General features: G+C 39.3%; 18 protein-coding genes. 11 read left to right on the top strand and 7 right to left on the bottom strand.

Annotation, left to right across the window (positions count from 1 at the left end; all coding sequences use genetic code 11):
- Window positions 1-54 precede the first annotated feature (54 nt).
- Both FCS21_RS01205 and FCS21_RS01200 read right to left on the bottom strand, forming a co-directional pair.
- Window positions 55-1,098 (bottom strand): methionine synthase, encoded by a 1,044-nt coding sequence (locus FCS21_RS01205; protein ID WP_138620160.1) that lies wholly within the window; start codon window positions 1,096-1,098, stop codon window positions 55-57.
- Window positions 1,099-1,169: 71 nt separating this feature from the next.
- Entirely contained in the window at window positions 1,170-2,144 is a 975-nt protein-coding gene (locus tag FCS21_RS01200; protein WP_138620159.1) for a DUF1852 domain-containing protein, read from the bottom strand.
- 257 nt (window positions 2,145-2,401) lie between these two features.
- On the opposite strand from FCS21_RS01200, the gene FCS21_RS01195 reads away from it, so the two are divergent.
- From FCS21_RS01195 to cueR, 11 genes are all read left to right on the top strand, one after another.
- Entirely contained in the window at window positions 2,402-3,214 is an 813-nt protein-coding gene (locus FCS21_RS01195; RefSeq protein WP_138620158.1) for a sulfite exporter TauE/SafE family protein, read from the top strand.
- Window positions 3,215-3,291: 77 nt separating this feature from the next.
- Window positions 3,292-4,407 (top strand): PQQ-dependent sugar dehydrogenase, encoded by a 1,116-nt coding sequence (locus FCS21_RS01190; protein WP_138620157.1) that lies wholly within the window; start codon window positions 3,292-3,294, stop codon window positions 4,405-4,407.
- Between the two features lie 155 nt (window positions 4,408-4,562).
- On the top strand, window positions 4,563-5,564 hold the full coding sequence (pip, locus tag FCS21_RS01185) for a prolyl aminopeptidase (RefSeq protein ID WP_138620156.1): 1,002 nt from the start codon (window positions 4,563-4,565) through the stop codon (window positions 5,562-5,564).
- Between the two features lie 222 nt (window positions 5,565-5,786).
- Window positions 5,787-5,858 carry a pyrroloquinoline quinone precursor peptide PqqA gene (gene pqqA / locus FCS21_RS17080; RefSeq protein ID WP_118056096.1) on the top strand — a complete coding sequence of 24 codons (72 nt, stop codon included), beginning with the start codon at window positions 5,787-5,789 and terminating at the stop codon, window positions 5,856-5,858.
- A gap of 142 nt (window positions 5,859-6,000) precedes the next feature.
- Window positions 6,001-6,918, top strand: a complete 918-nt coding sequence (pqqB, locus tag FCS21_RS01175) for a pyrroloquinoline quinone biosynthesis protein PqqB (protein WP_138620155.1) — start codon at window positions 6,001-6,003, stop codon at window positions 6,916-6,918.
- 23 nt (window positions 6,919-6,941) lie between these two features.
- Window positions 6,942-7,709 (top strand): pyrroloquinoline-quinone synthase PqqC, encoded by a 768-nt coding sequence (pqqC, locus tag FCS21_RS01170; protein ID WP_138620154.1) that lies wholly within the window; start codon window positions 6,942-6,944, stop codon window positions 7,707-7,709.
- The gene (gene pqqD, locus FCS21_RS01165; RefSeq protein ID WP_246046938.1) at window positions 7,706-8,002 is read left to right on the top strand and encodes a pyrroloquinoline quinone biosynthesis peptide chaperone PqqD; all 297 of its coding nucleotides are present in this window, start codon (window positions 7,706-7,708) and stop codon (window positions 8,000-8,002) included. The genes pqqC and pqqD overlap by 4 nt, the downstream gene beginning before the upstream one ends.
- Entirely contained in the window at window positions 7,995-9,173 is a 1,179-nt protein-coding gene (gene pqqE, locus FCS21_RS01160) for a pyrroloquinoline quinone biosynthesis protein PqqE (protein WP_138620153.1), read from the top strand. The genes pqqD and pqqE overlap by 8 nt, the downstream gene beginning before the upstream one ends.
- A gap of 31 nt (window positions 9,174-9,204) precedes the next feature.
- The gene (locus tag FCS21_RS01155; RefSeq protein WP_138620152.1) at window positions 9,205-10,698 is read left to right on the top strand and encodes an insulinase family protein; all 1,494 of its coding nucleotides are present in this window, start codon (window positions 9,205-9,207) and stop codon (window positions 10,696-10,698) included.
- Between the two features lie 127 nt (window positions 10,699-10,825).
- On the top strand, window positions 10,826-13,201 hold the full coding sequence (locus FCS21_RS01150; protein WP_138620151.1) for a heavy metal translocating P-type ATPase: 2,376 nt from the start codon (window positions 10,826-10,828) through the stop codon (window positions 13,199-13,201).
- A 1-nt stretch (window position 13,202) separates the two neighbouring features.
- A complete protein-coding gene (cueR, locus tag FCS21_RS01145) occupies window positions 13,203-13,613 on the top strand; it encodes a Cu(I)-responsive transcriptional regulator (RefSeq protein ID WP_138620150.1) in 411 nt (136 codons plus the stop codon).
- 240 nt (window positions 13,614-13,853) lie between these two features.
- On the opposite strand, the gene FCS21_RS01140 is transcribed toward cueR, so the two are convergent.
- From FCS21_RS01140 to exaC, 5 genes are all read right to left on the bottom strand, one after another.
- Window positions 13,854-14,234, bottom strand: a complete 381-nt coding sequence (locus FCS21_RS01140; RefSeq protein ID WP_138620149.1) for a c-type cytochrome — start codon at window positions 14,232-14,234, stop codon at window positions 13,854-13,856.
- A gap of 215 nt (window positions 14,235-14,449) precedes the next feature.
- Window positions 14,450-17,014, bottom strand: a complete 2,565-nt coding sequence (locus tag FCS21_RS01135; protein ID WP_138620148.1) for a NahK/ErcS family hybrid sensor histidine kinase/response regulator — start codon at window positions 17,012-17,014, stop codon at window positions 14,450-14,452.
- The gene (nosP, locus tag FCS21_RS01130; protein WP_138620147.1) at window positions 17,007-18,155 is read right to left on the bottom strand and encodes a nitric oxide-sensing protein NosP; all 1,149 of its coding nucleotides are present in this window, start codon (window positions 18,153-18,155) and stop codon (window positions 17,007-17,009) included. The genes FCS21_RS01135 and nosP overlap by 8 nt, the downstream gene beginning before the upstream one ends.
- Before the next feature lie 101 nt (window positions 18,156-18,256).
- Window positions 18,257-20,353: a 4Fe-4S binding protein gene (locus FCS21_RS01125; RefSeq protein WP_371287199.1), complete on the bottom strand. Its 2,097-nt coding sequence runs from the start codon at window positions 20,351-20,353 to the stop codon at window positions 18,257-18,259.
- 402 nt (window positions 20,354-20,755) lie between these two features.
- Window positions 20,756-22,276: an acetaldehyde dehydrogenase ExaC gene (gene exaC, locus FCS21_RS01120; RefSeq protein ID WP_138620145.1), complete on the bottom strand. Its 1,521-nt coding sequence runs from the start codon at window positions 22,274-22,276 to the stop codon at window positions 20,756-20,758.
- Between the last annotated feature and the right edge of the window lie 389 nt (window positions 22,277-22,665).

Raw genomic sequence — 22,665 nt, 5'->3', positions numbered from 1 at the left:
CTGTATTGGTGTTAGTGCACTGTATTCGTGTTAATACAGTGAAGTTGTGTAGTTTTAGGTTGTAAGCTCTCTTCGTACTATTGCTGCGCCTGCACTTAAGGCATTTAGCTTGGCGCTTGCTATTTGTCGAGGTAAAGGAGCCATGCCGCAGTTGGTAGAAGGGTAGAGTTTGTCAGCATCAACAAATTTAAGTGCTTTTCGCAAAGTATCAGCGACTTCTTCAGCCGTTTCAATGGTATTGCTGGCAACGTCAATAGCGCCTACCATCACTTTTTTTCCTCGAATAAGTTCAAGTAACTCCATCGGCACATGAGAGTTGTGACATTCTAATGAAATAATATCGATATTCGATTTTTGTAGTTTAGGAAACGCTGCTTCATATTGTCGCCACTGTGACCCTAGTGTTTTTTTCCAATCGGTATTCGCTTTAATGCCATAACCGTAGCAAATATGCACCGCAGTTTCGCAGTTTAGTCCTTCAATGGCTCTTTCTAAACAAGCAATGCCCCACTCGTTTACTTCATCAAAAAACACGTTAAAGGCAGGCTCATCAAATTGGATAATATCAACACCAGCCGCTTCTAATTCTTTGGCTTCTTGGTTAAGAATTTTGGCAAATTCCCAAGCGAGTTTTTCGCGGCTTTTATAATGGTTATCATACAGGGTGTCTATCATGGTCATAGGACCTGGCAAGGCCCATTTTATCGGTTGTTGGGTTTGTTGGCGTAAAAATTTTGCGTCTTCAACAAAAACTGACTTTTGACGAGAAACGGGGCCAACAACGGTGGGCACACTGGCCTCATAGCGGTCACGAATTTTAACTGTTTTACGCTGTTCAAAATCAACGCCGTTAAGGTGTTCAATAAAGGTGGTTACAAAATGTTGGCGGGTTTGCTCGCCATCACTAACAATATCAATACCCGCTTGTTGTTGGTCTTGTAATGACAAACGTAACGCATCTTTTTTGCCTTCAATTAATTCATCACCTTGTAATTTCCAAGGTGACCAAAGTGTTTCAGGCTCTGCAAGCCAAGCTGGTTTAGGTAAGCTGCCTGCCGTTGAGGTAGGTAGAATTGTTTGGTTAATAACTTTTTTCATGATAAATAATGCCATATCTTTAAATGAATTTATAAATGTAACTAGTGATCCTAACTACGGTGCCTAATTTCTTAAGCGTAGTTGGCAGACCATTGCTCCAACACTGTTTGATAGGGTTTGATAAAGTGCTCTTCAGTAAATTTACCCTGTTCATTCGCTAGTTGGCTGCGCTCTTCTCTGTCGTAAACGATGTGAGTTAATGAGTGATCTAAATTCTTCAAGTTGGGTTGATAAGACGTTCCTGCCGTCGCATTGGCATTATAAATCTCAGGTCGATAGATTTTTTGAAATGTTTCCATCGTACAAATAGTGCTGATAAGCTCAAGGTTAGTGTAATCATTGAGCAAGTCACCAAAAAAGTAAAAAGCTAAAGGCGCGACACTATTTGGCGGCATAAAGTAACGTACCTGTAAGCCCATTTTTTTGAAATATTGTTCAGTCAATGACGAACCATTTGGTTGGTATTCCACACCGAGTACGGGGTGTTGGTTTTCAGTTCTATGATAAGTTTTGTTATCAGAAACACTTAAGCATATTACCGGTAGCTTAGTGAAGTTTTCTTGGTAAGTAGCTGAATTAACAAAGTACTTGAATAGCTTGCCATGAAGCTCGCCAAAGTTATCAGGAATACTAAATTGAGGCTGATTTTTGTTATGATCTTGCAGTAAAACGCTAAAGTCATAATCGCGCACATAAGAAGAAAAGTTATTGCCAACAATGCCTTCAATGCGTTTGTTGGTTTTATGATCTAGAATATTAGTTTTTAATATTTCAATCGATGGAAAGCTATCATCACTGCCTTTAATTTCCATATTCACTGAAATAATCTCAAGTTCGACAGAATAACGATCGCCTTTGGTGTTATCCCAATGTGCTAAGGCATTAAAGCGATTGTTAATCATTTTTAAAGCGTTACGCAAGTTGGCTTCACGGTAGCTGCCTCTGGCCAAATTAGCAAAATTGGTGGTGATACGCGTATTGTCTGAAGGCTGATAACTTTCATCAAAGGCAGTGCTGTTAATGGTAAAGGTAAAGTCGTTGTTCATGATGATCTTGTATCCTATTGTCGAAGGTAAAACCTAAAGTATTACCTGAAATGTTTGTTTGCTCATTAGCTCAGTAAGATTTATACGTGGTTCTAAACATGATGAAAAGTGCATTTATTTCACGCACTACATGAGAAATATTCATCATCTTTTTTGTTCTAAAATTTATGTTCTCAGTTATAGTAAGCAGCATGAATTGAACATAACGACATTGTTCCCGTTATGTTCCCCCTGACTTATATTTAAAGGTAAACTGAATGAATGAATTGCTGTTGTTGGTTTTTTTCTGCGCGTTGTTAGGTTGCGTCGCTGGGTTTTTGGCAGGATTGTTAGGTATTGGCGGCGGCTTAGTTATTGTGCCAGTACTCAGTGGTTTGTTACTTCATTTTGAAGTTTTGCCTTTTGAACAGGTGGTCATTGTGGCTATTGCCACGTCATTAGCGTCAATATTATTCACGTCAACCTCTTCTGCACTAGCGCATCATAAAAATAATAATGTACCATGGAGTTTGGCGCCGTGGATAATGACAGGCGTTGCGCTTGGCGCGCTTATTAGTGGCTTTATGGCAGCACTATTACCTGAACAAGTGGTACGCATTGTGTTTGGTGTTAGTGCAGTACTCATTGCCATGAAGATGTTTTACAGTAGTAAAACATCTTCAGCGCCTACCGAACGTCAACTACCTAATAAGGGACTGTTAACCTTTTTTACCACCATTACTGGCGCGTTGTCTGCCATGATTGGTATTGGAGGCGGTGCACTGTTGGTGCCCTTGTTAACGTTTTTCTCGCTCGATATTAAAAAAGCGATAGGTTGTGCTTCTGCTTGCGGTATTGTTATCGCACTCTTTGGTTCCATTGGTTATATCAGCTCAGGTAGTGCTCATTTTGCCTTAGCAGACGGTTTTCTTGGTTTTGTTTATTTACCCGCGTTATTAGGGATTGTTTGCACTTCTTGGTTCACCGCGCCTTTAGGAGCTAAGGCGACACATTATTTACCTGTTTCAACGATAAAGAAAATTTTCGCCGCGTTATTGTTAGTGATGGCTGCAAATATGGCAATGAGTTAGCAGTAATGAATTAACACTAATCAGTTAACCCGAAGCTGGTGAGCAAATCAGTGATAGCTAAAAATAGGAGCAAACATATGAATCATTTACTTGTGACTTTGTTAGTGTTTTTTATATCGAGTACCGTTTACGCTAAGCATTCGTTGTCTTTAGCTGAAGATAAAAAAAGCTATAGTACTGAGCGACTATGGTCAGACATAACGATACCTTGGGGTATGGTGCAGTTGCCTGACGGGCGTATGTTAGCGACTGAGCGCTCAGGTAGTTTATTACTGTTAACCGCAAACCAGCCCGCGGTGTTAATCGCAGGGCTACCTGAAATACACGCCAATAATCAAGGCGGATTACTTGATATCGCCTTACATCCTAACTTTGCAAAAAATGGTGTAATATTCTTTAGCTATGCTAGCCAAGCGGGCGAAGGTGAGGGCAGTAATACCGCGTTAATGCGCGCTAAGTTAGACACACAAAATAATAGGTTAACTGAGCAAAAGCTGTTGTATAAAGGCGAGGAAAACTCGTTAAGTGGCGCGCATTACGGGAGTCGCATTGTTGTTGATGAGACGTTCATTTATTTTTCAATAGGTGATCGAGGATCACGAGATGTTAATCCGCAGGACTTATCTCGTGATGGTGGCAAAATATACCGCTTAAATCTTGATGGCTCTATACCCAGTGACAATCCCTTTATTGACAATAATAGCGCGAAAAAAGCGATTTTCTCTTATGGTCATCGTAACCCTCAAGGGCTGGTTAAGTTGGGTAGTAGCGGCGAAATATGGTCACATGAACATGGACCCAAAGGGGGAGATGAAGTTAATTTAATTGCTGCAGGTAAAAATTATGGCTGGCCAGTCATTAGCTATGGCGTTAATTACAACAATACCCCTTTCACTAAATTGACAACAAAGCCTGGTATGGAACAACCTAAACTTTACTGGCAGCCTTCTATTGCGCCCTCAGGTATGGCGTTTATCAGCAGCAGTAAGTATCCACAATGGCAAGGTAAAGTTTTACTTGGCTCGATGAAATTTAATCACCTGGTTTTATTAGAGATAGCTAATAGTAAGGTGATTAAGCAAACTAAACTACTCAGTGATGTTGGCGGTAGGGTCAGAAATATTATTCAAGGCGCTGATGGCTATATTTATTTGGGCGTTGATGGTAAAGGTATTTTACGGCTACTGCCATAGATGATCTGATTAAGCCTATGCGATTAATATGACATTGATAGCATAGGCATTAACATATTTTATAGAGGCAATAGCGCAGGTTTAGTTTTAGCTTTACATTAGCTTTAATACGGCTTTAGTCAACACCAAAAAATAACCAATATGGGTATCAATAAATGTTATCACTCTATCCAGCCATAGAGCCTTTTGATCATTATTATTTAAACGTAACTAACGATACTGCAGCAGGTGAAGAACCTGCGGTAGCACATCAATTGTATATTGAACAATGCGGAAATCCGTTAGGCATTCCGGTGGTTTTTTTACATGGTGGTCCAGGTTCAGGCTGTCGACCAGCGCACCGGTGTTATTTTGATCCTGCGCTGTATCATATCATTTTGTTTGATCAACGAGGCTGTGGACGTTCTCGTCCTCATGGCTCTTTAGCACAAAACACGAGCGCGCATCTTATTGAAGATATGGAGTTAATACGACAACATATTGGTATTGAAAAGTGGTTGCTCTTTGGTGGTTCTTGGGGGGCAACATTAGCTTTATATTATGCGTACCACTTTGCTGAACATGTCTCTGGTCTCATTTTACGCGGAGTATTTTTGGCGAGAAAACAAGATATTGATTGGGTTTATAGCGACAATGGCGCAGCTAAAATATTTCCTGATGCTTGGAGTCATTTGGTTGCCGATTTACCCTGCTTACAGCAAGCGCAACCCCTATCAGAAATTTATCAACAACTTACCAGTACTGATGCTAAGTTATCGAGCGATATCTTTACTAAGTTACAATACTGGGAAGCAAGCCTTATCTATTGGCAGGAGCTAGTTAGCCTAGAAGAAGTTAACCTAGAGCCAGTCACTGGAAAACCCTCTTTAATAAAAGCAGCAGATAAAACCCCCGCTATCATTCAGCTTTATTATTCTATGAATAAATGTTTTATCGCAACCCCTTTGCTTGAATGTGTCGATACTATTCGACAAATACCGACAACCATTATTCATGGTCGCCATGATATGGTGTGTCCACTTGAACAAGCATGGCAATTAAAACAGCATTGGCCTGAAGCCCAATTATCAATTATTGAAATGGCTGGACATCTTGCTAATGAACCTAAAATTATTGATGCGTTAATCAACGCAACCAACGATTTTGCCATGCGTTAGTCAATAATTTTAGCTCAGCTATTATGTCTGTGGTAAATGACTATAAGCCTATAAAAATATTGAACTTCATCGTTATTATTAGGGTTGAACTGTCCATGCGCCCCCCTTATTTCCACCTAAAGTATGATGTTTATTACATGAGATTTAAATATAGTAAAAGGGTACTTGATAAAAGCTAAGTAACATCAAGAATCACTACTATTAATCAGCGAGGAATACCTTATGTGGACCAAACCAAACTTTGAAGAAATGCGTTTAGGATTTGAAGTAACTTTGTATATTAGTAATCGTTAATTGTTAAGTTATTAGCAATACATTAATAACAAAAAATGAATAAGCATAAATTACCTCAGTCATGGTCAATTTGTTAATTGCTGAGGTAATTATACCCACGTGTTAATTGCTTTCCTCCCTTTGTCTTGAACTCGAGGCACATATGAAAATTTTAGTTCTAGGCTCAGCTGCTGGCGGCGGGTTTCCCCAATGGAATTGTCACTGTGCAAACTGTAAAGGTTTACGTAACGGTACTATAAAAGCCACAGCACGTACTCAATCATCTATTGCTGTTAGCCCTAATGGAAAAGACTGGGTACTCATTAATGCTTCTCCCGATATACGTGAACAACTTAATAAATCGCCACAACTTTGGCCTGAGCAGGGTAGTCGTGGTACCAATATTCGTGCGGCCATTTTAACTGACAGCCAAATAGATCACACCACTGGGCTATTAACCTTGCGTGAAGGGCTACCACTTGACGTGTATTGTAGCGATGTTGTTTATGAAGATTTATCAACGGTTTTTCCCTTATTTAATGTGCTAGAGCACTGGCATGGTGGGCTAAGCTTTAGCAAAATTGATACCGAAAAAAGACCGCCATTTACCGTTAATGGTGTCGACGGTCTCGCCTTTGTGCCGGTTATTATTGAATCCAATGCACCGCCTTACTCGCGCTATCGCGATAAAGTGGTGGCAGGGAATAATATCGGTTTAAAAATTATTGATAACAGTACCGGTAAATACCTCTTCTACTTACCCGGTATTGTTGAAAGCACAGCAGAAGTTGAACAGATATTATCTGAAGCTAGTTGTGTACTTATTGACGGTACGTTATGGCTAGACGATGAAATGATTGCTCAAGGTGTTGGTACTAAATTAGGCTCAGAGATGGGGCATATGCCGGTCAACGGTGACTATGGGACGGTCGCGCTATTGAATAAATTCACCATTGATCGCAAAATTCTGATACACATTAATAATACTAACCCTATTTTAAATGAAGAGTCTCCTCAGCATCAGTTTGTTTTAGACAATGGTGTAGAAATTGCCACCGATGGTATGGAAATTACCATTTAACCTCATTTATAGGATGCCTTTTTATGCAAGCTTGGACTAGAGAGCAATTTGAACAAAAACTTAAAGATAAAGGTCAGCTGTACCATATTCATCACCCGTTCCATATTGCAATGCATCAAGGTGAATGTAGTAAAGCCGAAATTCAAGGTTGGGTTGCAAATCGCTTTTATTATCAACTTAATATACCGATTAAAGATGCTGCCATAATGGCTAATTGCCGCGATATGGAAACGAGACGTTTGTGGGTTCAACGTATTTTAGATCACGATGGCAGTGTTGGTGATCAAGCCCTAGGTGGTATTGAAGCTTGGTTGCGCTTAGGTGAAGCGGTTGGTTTAGATAGACAAGATTTATTAGATGAAAAGTTTGTGCTTCCAGGTGTCCGTTTTGCGGTAGACGCTTATGTTAACTTTGCTCGCCGAGCTAGTTGGCAACAGGCCGCTTGTTCATCATTAACAGAAATGTTTGCCCCTGAAATACACCAAAGTCGTCTTGATAGTTGGCCACAAAATTACCCGTGGATAAAGCCTGAAGGATTAAGTTATTTTCAAATGCGCTTGTCTCAAGCCCGTCGTGATGTGAATCATGGTTTGCAAATAACGTTAGATCATTTCACTAGCGCAGAAGCACAAGAAGAAGCGTTAAATATTTTGCAGTTTAAGCTCGATATCTTATGGAGTATGCTAGATTCAATGACTTTAGCTTATCAACAAGGTAAAGCCCCTTATCAGGCGGTATTGGGTCAAGACGTTGTTAATAACCCTATACACCATAAAGGATTATTCAAGTGAGCACACCGATAGTCCCCCAAAAAATTAGCCCAACAATGACACCGTCACTTAACCCTATGTTCCGTTTTCAGTGGGAAAAAGCGCAAGACTGTTTTGTCTTATTATTTCCAGAAGGTATGGTTAAACTTAATGGTGGTGCTGGCGAAATTATGCAGCTTATTGATGGTAAGCAAAACGTACAAAAAATTACTGACACACTGAATAATAAATTTCCAGACGCTGGCGATTTAGCGCCTGATGTGCATGAATTTATCAACACCGCTATTGAAAAGAAGTGGCTTTATCATGACTAATCAAGCGGCGAACGACAGACAAAAGCAAGAGACGTCCGCTATGGTTGGCCCACCACTTTGGTTACTGGCAGAGTTAACTTACGACTGTCCGTTACATTGTCCTTATTGCTCAAACCCCACGCAGTTAAGTGAAACCAAAAATGAGTTAACGACAGAGCAGTGGTTTCAAGTATTTAACCAAGCAAGAGATCTGGGGGCAGTACAACTGGGTTTTTCAGGTGGAGAGCCTTTATTGCGCAAAGATTTAGAAGCGCTGGTTAAATACTCTCGAGATCTCGGTTTTTATACTAATTTAATCACCTCGGGCATTGGTCTTACCGAAAAGCGCATAGGTAAATTAAAAGAGGCGGGTTTAGATCATATTCAAATCAGTTTTCAGGGCGCTGATCCTGAATTAAATGATGCCATTGCCGGTCGAGGAAATGCTTACCAACAAAAGTTTGATATGGCTAAATCAGTTAAAGCGCAAGGTTATCCTATGGTGCTTAACTTTGTTTTGTCTAAACAAAACCTTGAACAAATTACCGATATTATGCGCTTAAGCTGTGAGCTAGAAGCTGATTATGTTGAGTTGGCAACTGCACAATATTACGGTTGGGCCTATGAAAACCGTGATCATTTATTGCCGTCGCGCGAGCAGTTAGTTGAGGCGGAGCGCCTTGTTAATGAATTTAGAGAGCAACAACAAGGTAAAGGACCGCATTTTATTTTTGTTACGCCAGATTATTTTGAAACCCGTCCTAAAGCGTGTATGAATGGTTGGGGCTCAACATTTTTAACGGTAACGCCAGATGGCTCGGCTTTACCTTGCCATAGTGCAAAAATGTTACCACTGACGTTCCCCAATGTGAAAGATAAGTCTATTGGTGATATATGGCAGCAAGATTTTTCTTTTGATTACTTTCGCGGTGATGATTGGATGCCACAACCATGTAAAGGATGTGATGAAAAAGAAAAAGATTTTGGTGGTTGTCGCTGCCAAGCTTTTATGATGACTGGCGATATGCATAAAACCGATCCTGTTTGTAGTAAATCTGAAGATCACCATTTAATTCAAGCCGCGATTGATAGTGCAATTGAGCCGTCAACACCCATATTAAAGCGCGTTAATCAAAAAGCAATGCAGCATGCTAAAAATACACAGTTAAGCATTGCACGTACAAAAGTATGATGTTGGCTTTAGCATTACTAGCACAGCCCATATGACAGAAGATATTTATTGCCATGAAAATGGTTTACAGCATATTAACCTGATTGATGATGAAGGCTTTAGTGCACTTTTTGTGGTTAATACCCCTATATTTGATAACAGTGGTGTTGCTCATGGCGTTGAACATATGGTTTTTCGTCGTAGCACGGCTTTCCCCCAAGCAGAAACCTTATTTCAATTAACCTCACTCACCGACGCTAAAATTAATGCCTCAACATGTGCTAATAAGACTTACTTTCATTGTCAAAGTCAGTGTTCTTATACCTTTATGTTGGCTATTAAGTACTTATTAAATGGCCTGTTTGCCCCTACCTTTGATGCCGAGGATCTACGTTGTGAAATTTATGGTGGTGATAATAAAGGGGTTATCTATCAAGAATTGATTGGTATAGAACAAGCGAATAATAAAGAGAGTCAGAGCAGGCAAAAAAGCGAAACTAATGCGTTTAGTTACGGTGGTATGAGTCACCTAATTGGTGATTTATCACTTAATGATTTACTCGCTTTTCATCAGTATTATTATCAAGCATCTAATATCACCTTAGTGACAGCCAATGCTAATGTTGAAAAAATAGCGCACTTAATTGATTTGTTACCAACGCAAACTGAACAATCGACACGGGTGAAAATAGCCGTAGCCAAACACAGAAAACAGTCCTTAAGTCGAGGACAAAGTAGCGGTCAAAGTAGCGGTCAAAGTGATGTAAAAAGTGATGCGTCAGTAAGTGTTCAACACAATGAAGACAATGAGCATCAGCAACAGAAATACCCTCCAGCAATCAATAAGCTTATTAGTGTTTATTATCGCTGGTTGCACGATCCTTACTACCAAGAAATACAAGATTATAAAGAAATAGACAATACGAAAAAGCGGTTAACTCCCCACCAAGAGACTTTACCGGTAGATACTCAACATTACTTAGTTCCCGCTTTAATGGACTTATCTACTCAGCTAGTCAATGATATAGAGACAAATACAGTTTATGTGAACAAACCCACAAAGCCATCATCACTGCCTACCTTATTTACTCAGTTATGCCAACAAGCTAAGCGTATGAGTCAGGGCTATGCCACTGATCAGCATAATGCCTTATGGTTAACTCATATAGAGACTACTGATGAAGTAATCGCTAATATTACTAGCTACATTATTAGTGCATACCCAGATTTTTTAGCGCCTCGCTGCCAAGGTTTTTGCTACGCTACTCAGGCCTTAACCATTGAAAAATCTGCTTATCTCGCTATATATAGTGCGTTTGATGTAAGTCCGGATAATCGACTAAAAGAACTGCCTGATTGTTTAGTAAGGTTAAGTCAAGATGAGCATTTTATTGGCATGAGTTTAGCGCTTGCCAAAATTAAATATTGCCGAGCGTATCAACTGGACAATATTGAGCTTAATAGCCAAGTTAATAATAACCAAGTTATGCAAGTAACCGCTACAGATATATCTACCTATCTACAATCGCTAGCCAGCAGAGCTTAGTGACTTAAAATGCCGTGATTGCCGTTAAATTATAAAAACACTTTTCTAGGCTAAAACAGTTGACCTTACTATTGTGGTAAGCTTTATTCTCAGCTTAGTTCTACAGTTCAATTAAGATGAGAAGCTTATGAATACAACGACACAATTTAACATTGACGGGTTGACCTGTGCTTCATGTGTAGGTCGTGTTGAAAAGGCGTTACACCAAGTGATTGGCGTGACAGATGTTACGGTCAACCTAGCAACAGATACGGCAACTATCCAAGGTACTGCCCGTCTCAGTGAATTAATAGCGGCAGTTATTGAGACCGGTTACCAGGTGCCAATAAAGGGAGTTCAATTTGCTATTGGGAAGATGAGTTGCGCATCTTGTGTGAAACGGGTCGAACAGGCACTACTCACAGTAACCGGTGTGGTTAGTGCATCGGTCAATTTAGCCACCGAGCAGGTACAAGTAAAAACTTTATTGTGCGTAACCGATGAGCAACTTGAGCAAGCCGTGACACAAGCGGGTTATCTTTTTATCCCATTGAACAATGACAGCGAGATAAAAAAATCCAGTCAAAATAAGCCTTTTTATACTAAAACGTGGTGGCCCGTTATGGGAGCTGCTCTACTGACCTTGCCACTCGTCTTACCTATGTTAGGTATGCTATTTGCGCAACAGTGGATGTTAGCGCCTGCTTGGCAATGGTTGCTAGCAACGCCAGTTCAGTTTTATTTTGGTGCTCGTTTTTATCGTGCAGGCTGGGGGGCATTAAAAGCAGGCATTGGCAACATGGACCTCCTTGTCTCCATCGGTACTAGTGCAGCCTACGGACTCTCTTTGTATTTGTGGTGGAGTTTTGATAGTGCTAATGGCATGCCGCATCTGTATTTTGAAAGCAGTAGCGCAGTAATCACTTTAGTTCTGCTGGGGAAATATTTAGAACATAAAGCAAAACGCCGAACAACGGATGCACTAAGAGCACTGGAAAACTTGAAACCTGTTGAGGCGACAGTGCAACGTTTAGGTAAATGGCAAAAAGTGGCTGCTTCATCAGTGCAATCAGGTGAAAAAGTAAAAGTGATCCCAGGTGAAAGTATCCCTGTTGACGGGGAAATTTTGCAGGGGCAGAGTCATCTGGATGAAGCGTTAATCAGTGGTGAATCGATCCCGTTAAGTAAAAAAGAAGGAGATATTGTCACGGGTGGCTCACTTAACTTGGACGGTATTTTAGAGATCCGTGCCACTACTGTTGGTACTAAATCTACGTTATCAAAAATTATTGCACTCGTAGAAGAAGCACAAGGAGCAAAAGCCCCTGTTCAAGCAATAGTGGATAAAGTCAGCAGTATCTTTATTCCTGTGGTGTTATTGGTCGCACTGACTACCTTATTGGTAACGGGTTTAGTGTTTGATGATTGGACTAATGGCATTCTCAATGCGGTTGCCGTATTAGTTATTGCTTGCCCATGCGCACTTGGTTTGGCAACCCCTGCAGCTATCATGGCAGGCACTGGAACCGCTGCCAAGTTAGGCGTATTGGTTAAAGATGCCGTGGCATTAGAGCAGGCAAAAAAAATCGATTTAGTCGTTTTTGATAAAACAGGTACCTTAACCCAAGGTAAACCTGTTGTAAGTGAGATGATGGTCATTAAGGGGACTGAAGAAGCGGTATTACAGCTAGCCTATTCCTTACAAATAAATAGTGAACACCCACTAGGCAAGGCAGTCGTTGAAAAAGCATTAACTAAAGAGATACAAGCAATACCTGTCGATGAATTTCAGGTTGTCGCTGGTTATGGTGTTAAAGGTAAGATTACAGACAGCGTAGTCTTAATGGGCAGTAGTCATTGGATGCAAGAGTTAGGCGTAACACTGCCAAGCGAACACATAAAAATAGCGGGTGCTTCTGTTTCTTGGCTGGCTAGTCAGCAACAAGATAAAATAACGCTACTTGGGCTATTTTATTTTAGCGATAAATTGAAATCCGATGCACTCTCTGCTGTGACACTATTGCAACAGCAAGGTATCAAGGTTGCTATGCTTACCGGTGACAATCAAGCGAGTGCAATATCGGTGGCTACAGAATTACAGTTAGACGACTTTAAAGCTGAGGTGCTGCCAGCAGATAAAGCAAAATATATTATGCAATATCAAGAGCAAGGTTATCAGGTTGCCATGGTTGGTGATGGCATTAATGATGCGCCAGCGCTAGCACAAGCTGATTTGGGGATGGCAATGGCATCAGGTACTGATGTTGCGGTTAGCGCGGCGTCTTTCACGTTAATGCGTAGTAAACCAAGCCTAGTACCTACGGCATTGATCATTGCAAGGCTGACTTATCGCAAAATACAGCAAAACCTTTTTTGGGCCTTTATTTTTAATGCGGTAGGCATTCCGCTGGCGGCCTTTGGTTATCTTGACCCCATTATTGCCGGCGCTGCAATGGCATTTAGTAGCTTATTTGTTATTAGTAACGCATTGTTATTACAACGTTGGACACCTAAAGAGAAATAACATGGATAAACTTGTCACCATAGGTAAAGCCTCTCGTTTAACAGGGGTGTCCGCTAAAATGATCCGATACTATGAAGAAGTTGATGTATTGAAAAAAGCGAGTCGCACCGATGCAGGTTATCGACTATATAATCAAGGGCACATACAACAGCTAGGATTCATCCGTCGTTCGAGAAATTTAGGCTTCTCCATGACTGAAATTCAGTCACTGCTCAAGTTTTGGCTCGATACTGATAGAGAAAGTAGAAATGTTAAGCAACTAGCACTGCGTCATTTACAGGAGATAAATGAAAAAATAGTAGCGCTTGAGAAAATGAGAGAGATATTACAGCAACTCGCGGATAAATGTGATGGTGACGATAACCCTGACTGTCCTATATTAGAAGGCTTAGCCCAACGTTCACCCCAATAAAAAACGTGCTTTTCAATTATCTCCGATCTTCGTCATTGATATTTACGCGTATGCGGTAATGTATAATCACTCACCTTATGATGACTGAAAACGTTATCTGTAGAGAATATTCAGGTTAATAATAGCCAAGTCATGCAGATAACCTCTACTGATATATCCGCCTATCTACAATCGTTAGCTAATAGCGCTTTACTCTTCGGGGAGTAATAAGCTTTTTACAATGGTGTGTACACACCATTATTATAATGATTTAAGGTAAGCCAATAAGTAGTTTTGTTCGGCGACGTCTGTAATTTGAACATGGCGCATACGAGTACCAGGCACCAAAATGTCATTACCTGCCATCCATCGACGAAGGTTGGCTTCAGTCCAGGTTAAACCTGACTTCTTTAGTGCTTCAGAATAAGAAAAGCGCGGTATAGATGCGGCTTTACGATTGACAACGCCAATTAAAGAAGGACCAAATGTATTCTTACTGCTATCGGTAGAGTGGCATGCACTACACTTTTTAAAAATTTCTTTTCCTGCTGTTTCCATCATGGCTTCATTATTATTTTCTGCCAATGAAGTAAAAGAGATGGTCGCTGCCAATATTGACATAGCTACTATTTTTCTTTTCATTTTATTTCCCTTATATAACTAAAATACTCTGTATTAGTATATTCTCAATTACGCTTGGCAGATGTAGGTCTTAATGATGAAATAGCTCTACTCATAAAGTAGGGGGCGCTCAATATGCTGAGCTGCGTAAATTACTTATATGATTTATCATTGTTGATGATATCTACCGCACGTTTAGGTGTTTTCTCAATGTTTACTATTAAATCAAGAAGCCGTTACTTTAATAAATAGAGCATTGATGTTTTTAATTTCATTGGCTTAACCGGTTTATTTAGCAATAAAATATCACTATTGTTCACTTCATTTTTTAATTGTTTACTGTAATTGGCGGTGATCATCATTACGGGCAATGCTTGGTCTCGTAAACTATTAATTTCGTTAGCTACATCTAGGCCATTGACTCCGTCATCAAGGTTATAATCAACAATTAATATATCAGCATGGTCATGGCAAATGTCTACTTGTTGTTTTAAGTCTTTTAAGCTTATGGCTGTGATTACCTCACATTCCCAGCCGCCAAGTAGTTGTGACATACCTGCGCAAACACTGGCGTCGTTATCAATAAGCCAAATTTTACTTTGGGCTAATACTGGGCTATCCATCATATAATTAAGCGGATTATAGGTGGGCAGCAAATTAGTTATTTGGCCGAGCGGAACTTTCACTGAAAAAACAGAACCTTTACCTAAAGTAGACTTAACTTCAATAGGTTGTTCGAGTACTTTAGATATTTTATCTACTATCGCTAAGCCTAAACCAAGCCCATTACTAAAGGCCGTGTGAGAAGACTCAAGGCGTTTGAATTCTTTAAATATTTCTTTAATTTGGTCTTTGGCAATACCTGTGCCGTTATCCCAGACTTCAATAGACACATAGTTGCCTTGACGTCGGCAGCCAAGTAATACTTTACCGTTGTTACTATATCTGAACGCATTAGAGAGAAAGTTACGTAATATACGGGCGAGTAAAACACTATCGCTGTCTACGACAACGTCGCTAGTAACATAACTAAATGACACATTATATTGCTTACTAATCTGTTGATATTCACTGGCTAGATTGTTGAGTAATTCTGATAATTTAAAGGAGCTTTTATCGGCTTTTACTACGCCAGCATCTAGCTTTGAAATATCAACGAGTGTACTAATTAAATTTTCTAAATCGTCTAAGGAATTAGCTACTGAGTTGAGTTGTTTTTTGGTTTTATCTTCTAAAGGACGTTCCATTAATGAGCTAGTAAATAGTTGTGCTGCATTTAATGGTTGTAATAAGTCATGACTTACCGCAGCAAGAAATTTTGTTTTTGAGTTATTAGCAAACTCTGCTTCACTTTTGGCTTGGAGCAAGTTAGCTTGTGCTTGACGACGCTCTTCTACCTCGACTTGGAGCTTGTCATTTAAGCTTTGCAATTGCGAGGTGCGCTCTTGTACTCTGACTTCAAGTTGGTCATAAGCTTTTTGTAAAGCGAGGGCATTTTTTCTGCGTTCGGTAATATCACGAATAAGCACAAAAAATCCCAGCACATCGCCGTTAATATCACGATTAGGCACGTAAGATTTTAATAAATAGCTTGGCTCACCAAATTTGTTTTTTTCATCAACGGTAAAGCTAACACTCTCTCCCTTTAATGCACGATCAACGTATCGCTTTATTTTAGTAAAGTTCGAATGGACGCGGCTTTGTTCTAGTTCTAAGCCATTTAGCCCACCTTGATGCAAGCCGTACCAGTCAACATACACTCGGTTAGTAAACTGATATTTAAGATCTTTACCAATATAGGCAATCATTGCGGGAACGTTATCGGTAATTAATCGTAGCCAACTCTCGCTTTTTCTTAATGATTCAGCATATCGATGACGCTTGGTAATATCGCTATAGGTTTTAATTATTTTGCCATTATTAAGTCGATGCTCTCTTATTTCTAACACAGTACCGTTAATTAACGTTTGCGTGTAATGATAGTTATCGGTATTTGATTGTGGTGATAAGTCTAATTCAGTTAAGTTTTGCATATTAACCGTAGTAGGCATTTCTCGTAGCAGGTTAGGGGATAATTGACTCATTTCAGCAAAGCGCTTATTCCATACCTCGATTTTATTATGACTACTGATCAACACGACGCCTTGAGAAAGGTTATCAATTAAGTTTTGTAACAAGAGTGACTTTTGTGCCATACCTCGCTCATACCGAGCGCTTTCTGCTGTTTTTATCGCGGTAATGTCTGTGTAGAGCATTACCCAGCCTCCTTCGCTAGTACGGTGTTCGTTTAATTGAAACCAACGGTCGTCTGACAATTGATATACTGGACTAGCAAAGGCATCACCAGGAGTTGCTCGTCTAATAATACCGCGTATTTTAGCTAAATCTTTTAAATCTTTAAGGTTAGCACCTTCTGCAATAGGTAAACCTGAGTCGTTCCAAAAGTTGGCAAAATTACTATTTTGTAAAATAATTCTCCCTTTACTATCAAGTAAAACAAACGCCTCTGAAATACTTTCTATGGCATCAATAAAACGTTGCTTGAAAAGGTTCGCGGTAGTATTAGCTTGCTTTAGTGCGTGATTACTGCGCTCAAGCTTGACCAGTGTCTCATTTAACGTTTGCGTCTTCTCTCTTACTTGCTCAGCTAAGTGCACTGAATGCTCAAAAGCTGTATAAGGTGCGTATTGATTTTCGCCACTGTCTTCTACGCGCTGCATTAACGCGTTATTAATTTTTTTTAACTTAGTATTTTGGATTTTTAATTGTGCTAACTCGTCTCTCAAGGCTTGCTCATTCATTCAAGCCACCTGAGATATACACACCAGTAAATGTTTGATTTAAGTGAGTGCCATTGATGTGTTCACCATAGGTATTAAAACCAGCAATATTGTATTTGGTATTTATTTCTTGCACTTTTTTTTCTAAGCCTTTTTGTTCGATCTCTAAGCGTCTTAAAAAGCAATCACAGGTTAGTACTAGCTCAGGTTTTCCATAGCGCTGCGATATTTCATCTAACTTTTTAATGACCGGAGCAAATATGTCGCCCATCTCTACAGCCGTTAGCACTATGCCCACATCTACGGCACAGTAGAATGTCAGGCTTAAATCGGCTTCATTTACTTTTTGAATTGAACGAATATAATATTGCCCGCCTACTTTTACTGCCAAAGGGTTAAGCGAAAAAACTTCAGGGCTTAACTCTTTTAAATCCATGTTTAGTAACTTGGCATATTCAAGCGCCGCAGGCTCAGCATTAAGCTCATACACGGTTCTACTATCAGCATCTGCCGCCGTGACCACTAACCTTTCTGTTGGTTGTGCAATATGATGACAATTAAACGCTTCAAAAGATAAAGTCGTGTTAACCATGATGACAATAGCGGCATTTTGATAGAATTTACCCTGATAATAAATATGGGTCTTTGCTAAATTAATATCATCTCCAGCAGAGCCGCCAAAATGAGGAATGCCTCTGGTTGCAGAGTTAAGTGTAACGAGAAATTGTTCTTCACTTGAAGAAAGTCCATCAAGTAACGTCAGTATAAAACTGTGGTTTTTTATTGGCGCTAAATTTTTTGATTGGCACTTATCTATTAATTTGTTTATGGTCGATTGCGCATTGATGGTGTCGAAGTTTTCCATCGACTTGATAAGTTGTGCACTAATGGCAAAATATTGACTAGAGAAGCCGATAGCAACAATAGAGTGTTGCTCGTAACCTTCATGAGTTACTTCGCCTGCGGTAGTACAGCCAACAATATCAATATCTTTAAAGGTATCGTTCATCGTTTGTGCCATTGACTCTAGCGCGTAAGCCGATGAGTAATAAAAGAGTACAAAGCAAATATTTTTATTATTGAGTTGTTGATATAATTCTTGGCTCGCAAGGTATGGATCAGTGACCTTAGTTACCGCGGTAATTGTTTTCATTGTATTCATAGAAACCCTTTTGATATTACCCTTACGACTACTGCTATTAAGTTTTTTAGCATCGAGTGCAACTTCGCTTCGTTATGCTATAAAATACCACGCTATCATTTTCAAACAAGTTTATTGCTAAAATCAGTACTTGGTTTTACCTCGACTACCACCGCTCTTTTCTTTGCGTATTTATCGACAACACATACCGTTGGATCTTTAATAGTAACTACACATTCTAAGCATTGAATACATTCGCGATAGTCAATCGAACCGTCTTTATTGATTGCATCAATACCACACTTTTTATTGCGACAAAGTTGACACGGTGAACCACACTCTTGACGTCGTGTTAGCCATTTAAAAAGTGGATATCGCCCAACAATAGCAAGTCCAGCGCCTAACGGACACAAGTAACGACAGTACACTTTGTGAATTTTTAAGCTAAGCGCAAGAAGCAATATTACATATAAAACAAACGGCCAATAACGAACAAAATTAAGGGTGATACTGGTTTTAAAGGGCTCTATTTCAGCAAGTCGACCAGCAAGTGTTAGTGAATAAAATGAACTGCCAACCAGTAAAAAAAGAATAAAGTATTTTATTTTTTGCGCGGCTTTATGGTGCTGAGGCTTTATTTTTATCTGCTTTATTTTTAGCTTACTTGCTACTAAGCTAGCAAACTCTTGTAATGCGCCAAAAGGACAAAGCCAGCCACAAAAAAGACCTCTGCCCCAAAGAAATAGGCTAATAAAAACAAATACCCATAAGATAAAAATGATCGGGTCAAGCAAGAAAACATTGATATTAAAACCTTGCCATATAGATAACAGTAAGGTGTAAATATTGATGACGGATAATTGACCTTGTGAATAAAATCCAATAAAGAACAACACAAAAACTAACGAGGCAAAGCGTAACTTATGAGTGGTGTTAGCGTTTTTAGTGATTGTGTCTTGTTTGATAAATACCCACAGTAAAAATATAAGATAACCGCTTAATATCATTATTTCAGTGCTTCGTCCTATCCAAATTTTTAACCATAACGGTCTATTTTCTTCAGGGTTCACCTCAGGCTCTTTATGAATAAAGAGCTCGTCAGGCAAGGTGTTATTAATAGTGAAGCTGTACTGTTTTTTAGATAAAAATGATTGGTTATAGTTGAGTGTTAATGATAACGACAGTTCTTTATTTAACTCAAAACCGGATTGTGATTTTATTCTAAAGACTTTAATTTTATTAAAATCAGGAATAGCCTGTGCAAAGGTTGGTTCATAATAGCTGTAAAAATCGATATCTCGAATATCAACAGGCAAGGTTGCTTGTAAGCCACTTAAACGACTAGGCACAGTTTGTGGAATAAAGTCGTCACTAACAAACGAATATTTACCACGACCAAATACCATTAATGCGTGTTCACCGGGCTTTAAATTTTCGATTAAACGTTGGTATTCTTGCTCGCCTAATAAATTTTTTCCTATGATAGGGATATGAACGAAGGCAAAGTACAGATTAATAAAGTTATCGTCTCCGTCACTTATTTGGTTAATAAGCCTTGTTAAGCTTGGCGATGCTTTTTCGGCCTGTGTCATCGCTTCATTACGTGAAAGCTGCCAATGTGTTATAAAATTTTTCTGTACTAATTCGGTAAAATCTAGAGGCTGATAGTAATCAAGATTAACACTTGTGTTTGATGGCGCAACAAAGCCAGAGAGTTTTTCTCGTGCCACTTGAATTGCTGCGGCCGTAATGGTGTCACTAATGACGAGCACTGATATTGTTGCTTTGGTAACCCCATCAACATAAGTGGCATCAAGAGAGTCCTTATTACGAGCATTAACAATAAAGCGCTCTTTAACGGAATGACCTAAATATTGTTTAATAAAGTCCAGCATAGGCGCTTCGCCTAAACCATGTAAAAAGATAGGTTCGTTATGCTTTAATATTTTTAAGCCAGTAAAGACGCCGTCGGTATCTATGCCAATTAATAGGTTAACGGTTTGTCCTGAGAAACCGATAAAGTTGACGAAATCATCAGATTCGAAAACATACCCGAGTAGTTCATTAAGTTGATAAACAGGGGTTACCGGAATTTCTGTATCGACAGGGCCAATACGTGTAGCGCTGGGAAAAATTTGAGCAATATCATCAGCAATGGTGGTGGCATTTTGATTAGTAGGGGAATTAAAGGCAACGCAATAGAAGGAGGTTGTTAACATTAATAACAGGGTAAAGGTAACCCATTTGGTGAACTTTTTTAATTTTTTTAAAGGCATGTTAACACCCAAATAAACTTTTATAAGCGTTAACAAAAATAAGATAAGGTTATATCAATCGCATTAATTACCTGAACATTTCTACTGGTTAAAACAAGCAACTACTGTGTTATTTATTTAATAATTAGCACCGCTAGTTATTAAAATAAATGCCTTGTATTTGGTGGCTTTTCCTTTGTATAAAATAGTTCAGTTAATGAACGAAACGGGTATTATTTTAATTGCTTCGCTTTATTGAAAAAAAATGAGTGCCGTTTTCTTAAAATACTATAAAAGAAATACCGACACTCATTGACATAATAGCTACTTTTTTACGCTAATCGCGACAGGTTAATATCTAAAGGTTTAGAAAAAACCTAAAGGACTAGTGCTATAGCTAACTAATAAGTTCTTAGTTTGCTGGTAATGATCAAGCATCATTTTATGTGTTTCACGACCAATACCTGATTTCTTATAACCACCAAATGCAGCATGAGCAGGGTATAAATGATAACAGTTAGTCCAAACACGACCTGATTGGATACCACGACCCATACGGTGCGCAAGGTTAGCATCGCGAGTCCAAACACCAGCACCTAAACCAAAGGCACTATCGTTAGCGATGGCAAGTGCCTCTGCTTCATCTTTAAAGGTTGTTACTGCGATGACAGGACCAAAAATTTCTTCTTGGAAAATACGCATCGAGTTGTTGCCTTTCATAATCGTTGGCTGAACATAATAACCCGTACTTAGTGAGTCATTTAGGCTCTCTTTATCACCACCGGTTAATACTTTAGCGCCTTCGTCTTTACCAATAGCTAAATAACTCATGATTTTATTAAACTGCTCTTCTGACGCTTGAGCACCAACCATTGTTTCAGTATCTAATGGATTGCCACGAATAATTTTATCCGCTTTAGCGATAACTTTTTCGATGAATTCGTCGAAAATATCTTCTTGGATTAATGCACGAGAAGGACAAGTACATATTTCACCTTGATTGAAAAAGCCTAACACAAAACCTTCAGCACATTTTTCTAAGTAGTCATCTTCAAATTGAGTAATATCGCTAAAGAATATGTTTGGTGATTTACCACCAAGTTCAACCGTTGAAGGAATTAAGTTTTCAGCAGCACATTTCAATATATGTTGGCCAACAGGCGTTGAACCAGTAAAGGCAATTTTACCAATGCGTGTGCTTGTTGCTAAGGCTTCACCGGCTTCTTTACCGAAACCATTAACAATATTTAGTACGCCAGCAGGAAGTAAGTCAGCAATAAGTTCCATTAAAACTAAAATGCTAGCAGGTGTTTGTTCGGCTGGTTTTAAGATTATACAGTTACCCGCTGCTAGCGCAGGAGCAAGTTTCCATGCCGCCATAAGTATTGGGAAATTCCAAGGAATAATTTGACCAACAACACCGATAGGTTCATGAAAATGATAAGCAACAGTATCGTTATCTATTTGTGAAAGACTTCCTTCTTGAGCGCGGATACAACCAGCATAATAGCGAAAGTGATCGACACTTAATGGAATGTCAGCAGCTAGTGTTTCACGTACCGGCTTGCCGTTGTCCCATGAATCTGCAACCGCTATTTTTTCTAAGTTCTCTTCTATACGATCAGCAATTTTTAATAAAATGTTTGAACGTTCTTGTACTGAGGTTTTTCCCCATGCTTCTTTTGCTGCGTGAGCTGCATCAAGTGCTAGTTCAATATCTTCAGCACTTGAACGTGGTATGTCACAAATTTTCTCACCGGTAACGGGCGTAGTGTTAGTAAAGTAATTACCTTTTACTGGAGCTAGCCATTTACCGTCGATAAAATTTCCATATTTAGGCTTAAAAGTAACAACAGAATTTTCACTTCCGGGATTTGCATAGATCATATATCACCTCGTATCGAGACCAGCCAGAGTCATACTCTTTTCCGTGGCCCTATTTATGTTTACTTTGACCGTTATCGAATGATAGCTATCAAAGCGTTATTTTATGTTTATATAGTAGTACCAGTAAGACCAATGGCACTACTCTCCCTTTGCATAGTAAGCATCATACTTTAGAACGAATAGGTTATTTTAACGAGGGAGACTAGGACGATGCAGAGCTTTTTAATGACAATTCTGGTGGGCTAAGCTGCTTTGAGATAGCGCCTTTGAGCAGTATTTCTTGATCGTTTCCCTAACAGAGCACTAGAGCCATTAATGAATGAGGTGGGGACATGGAGCTCAAAAAAAGGCTTTTGAATAAATTCAAAAGCCTTTGATATCATGTATTT

The sequence above is a fragment of the Colwellia ponticola genome (assembly GCF_005885605.1).
Taxonomy (GTDB): Bacteria; Pseudomonadota; Gammaproteobacteria; order Enterobacterales; family Alteromonadaceae; genus Colwellia; species Colwellia ponticola.
This window is presented reverse-complemented; position numbering and strand designations above follow the sequence as displayed.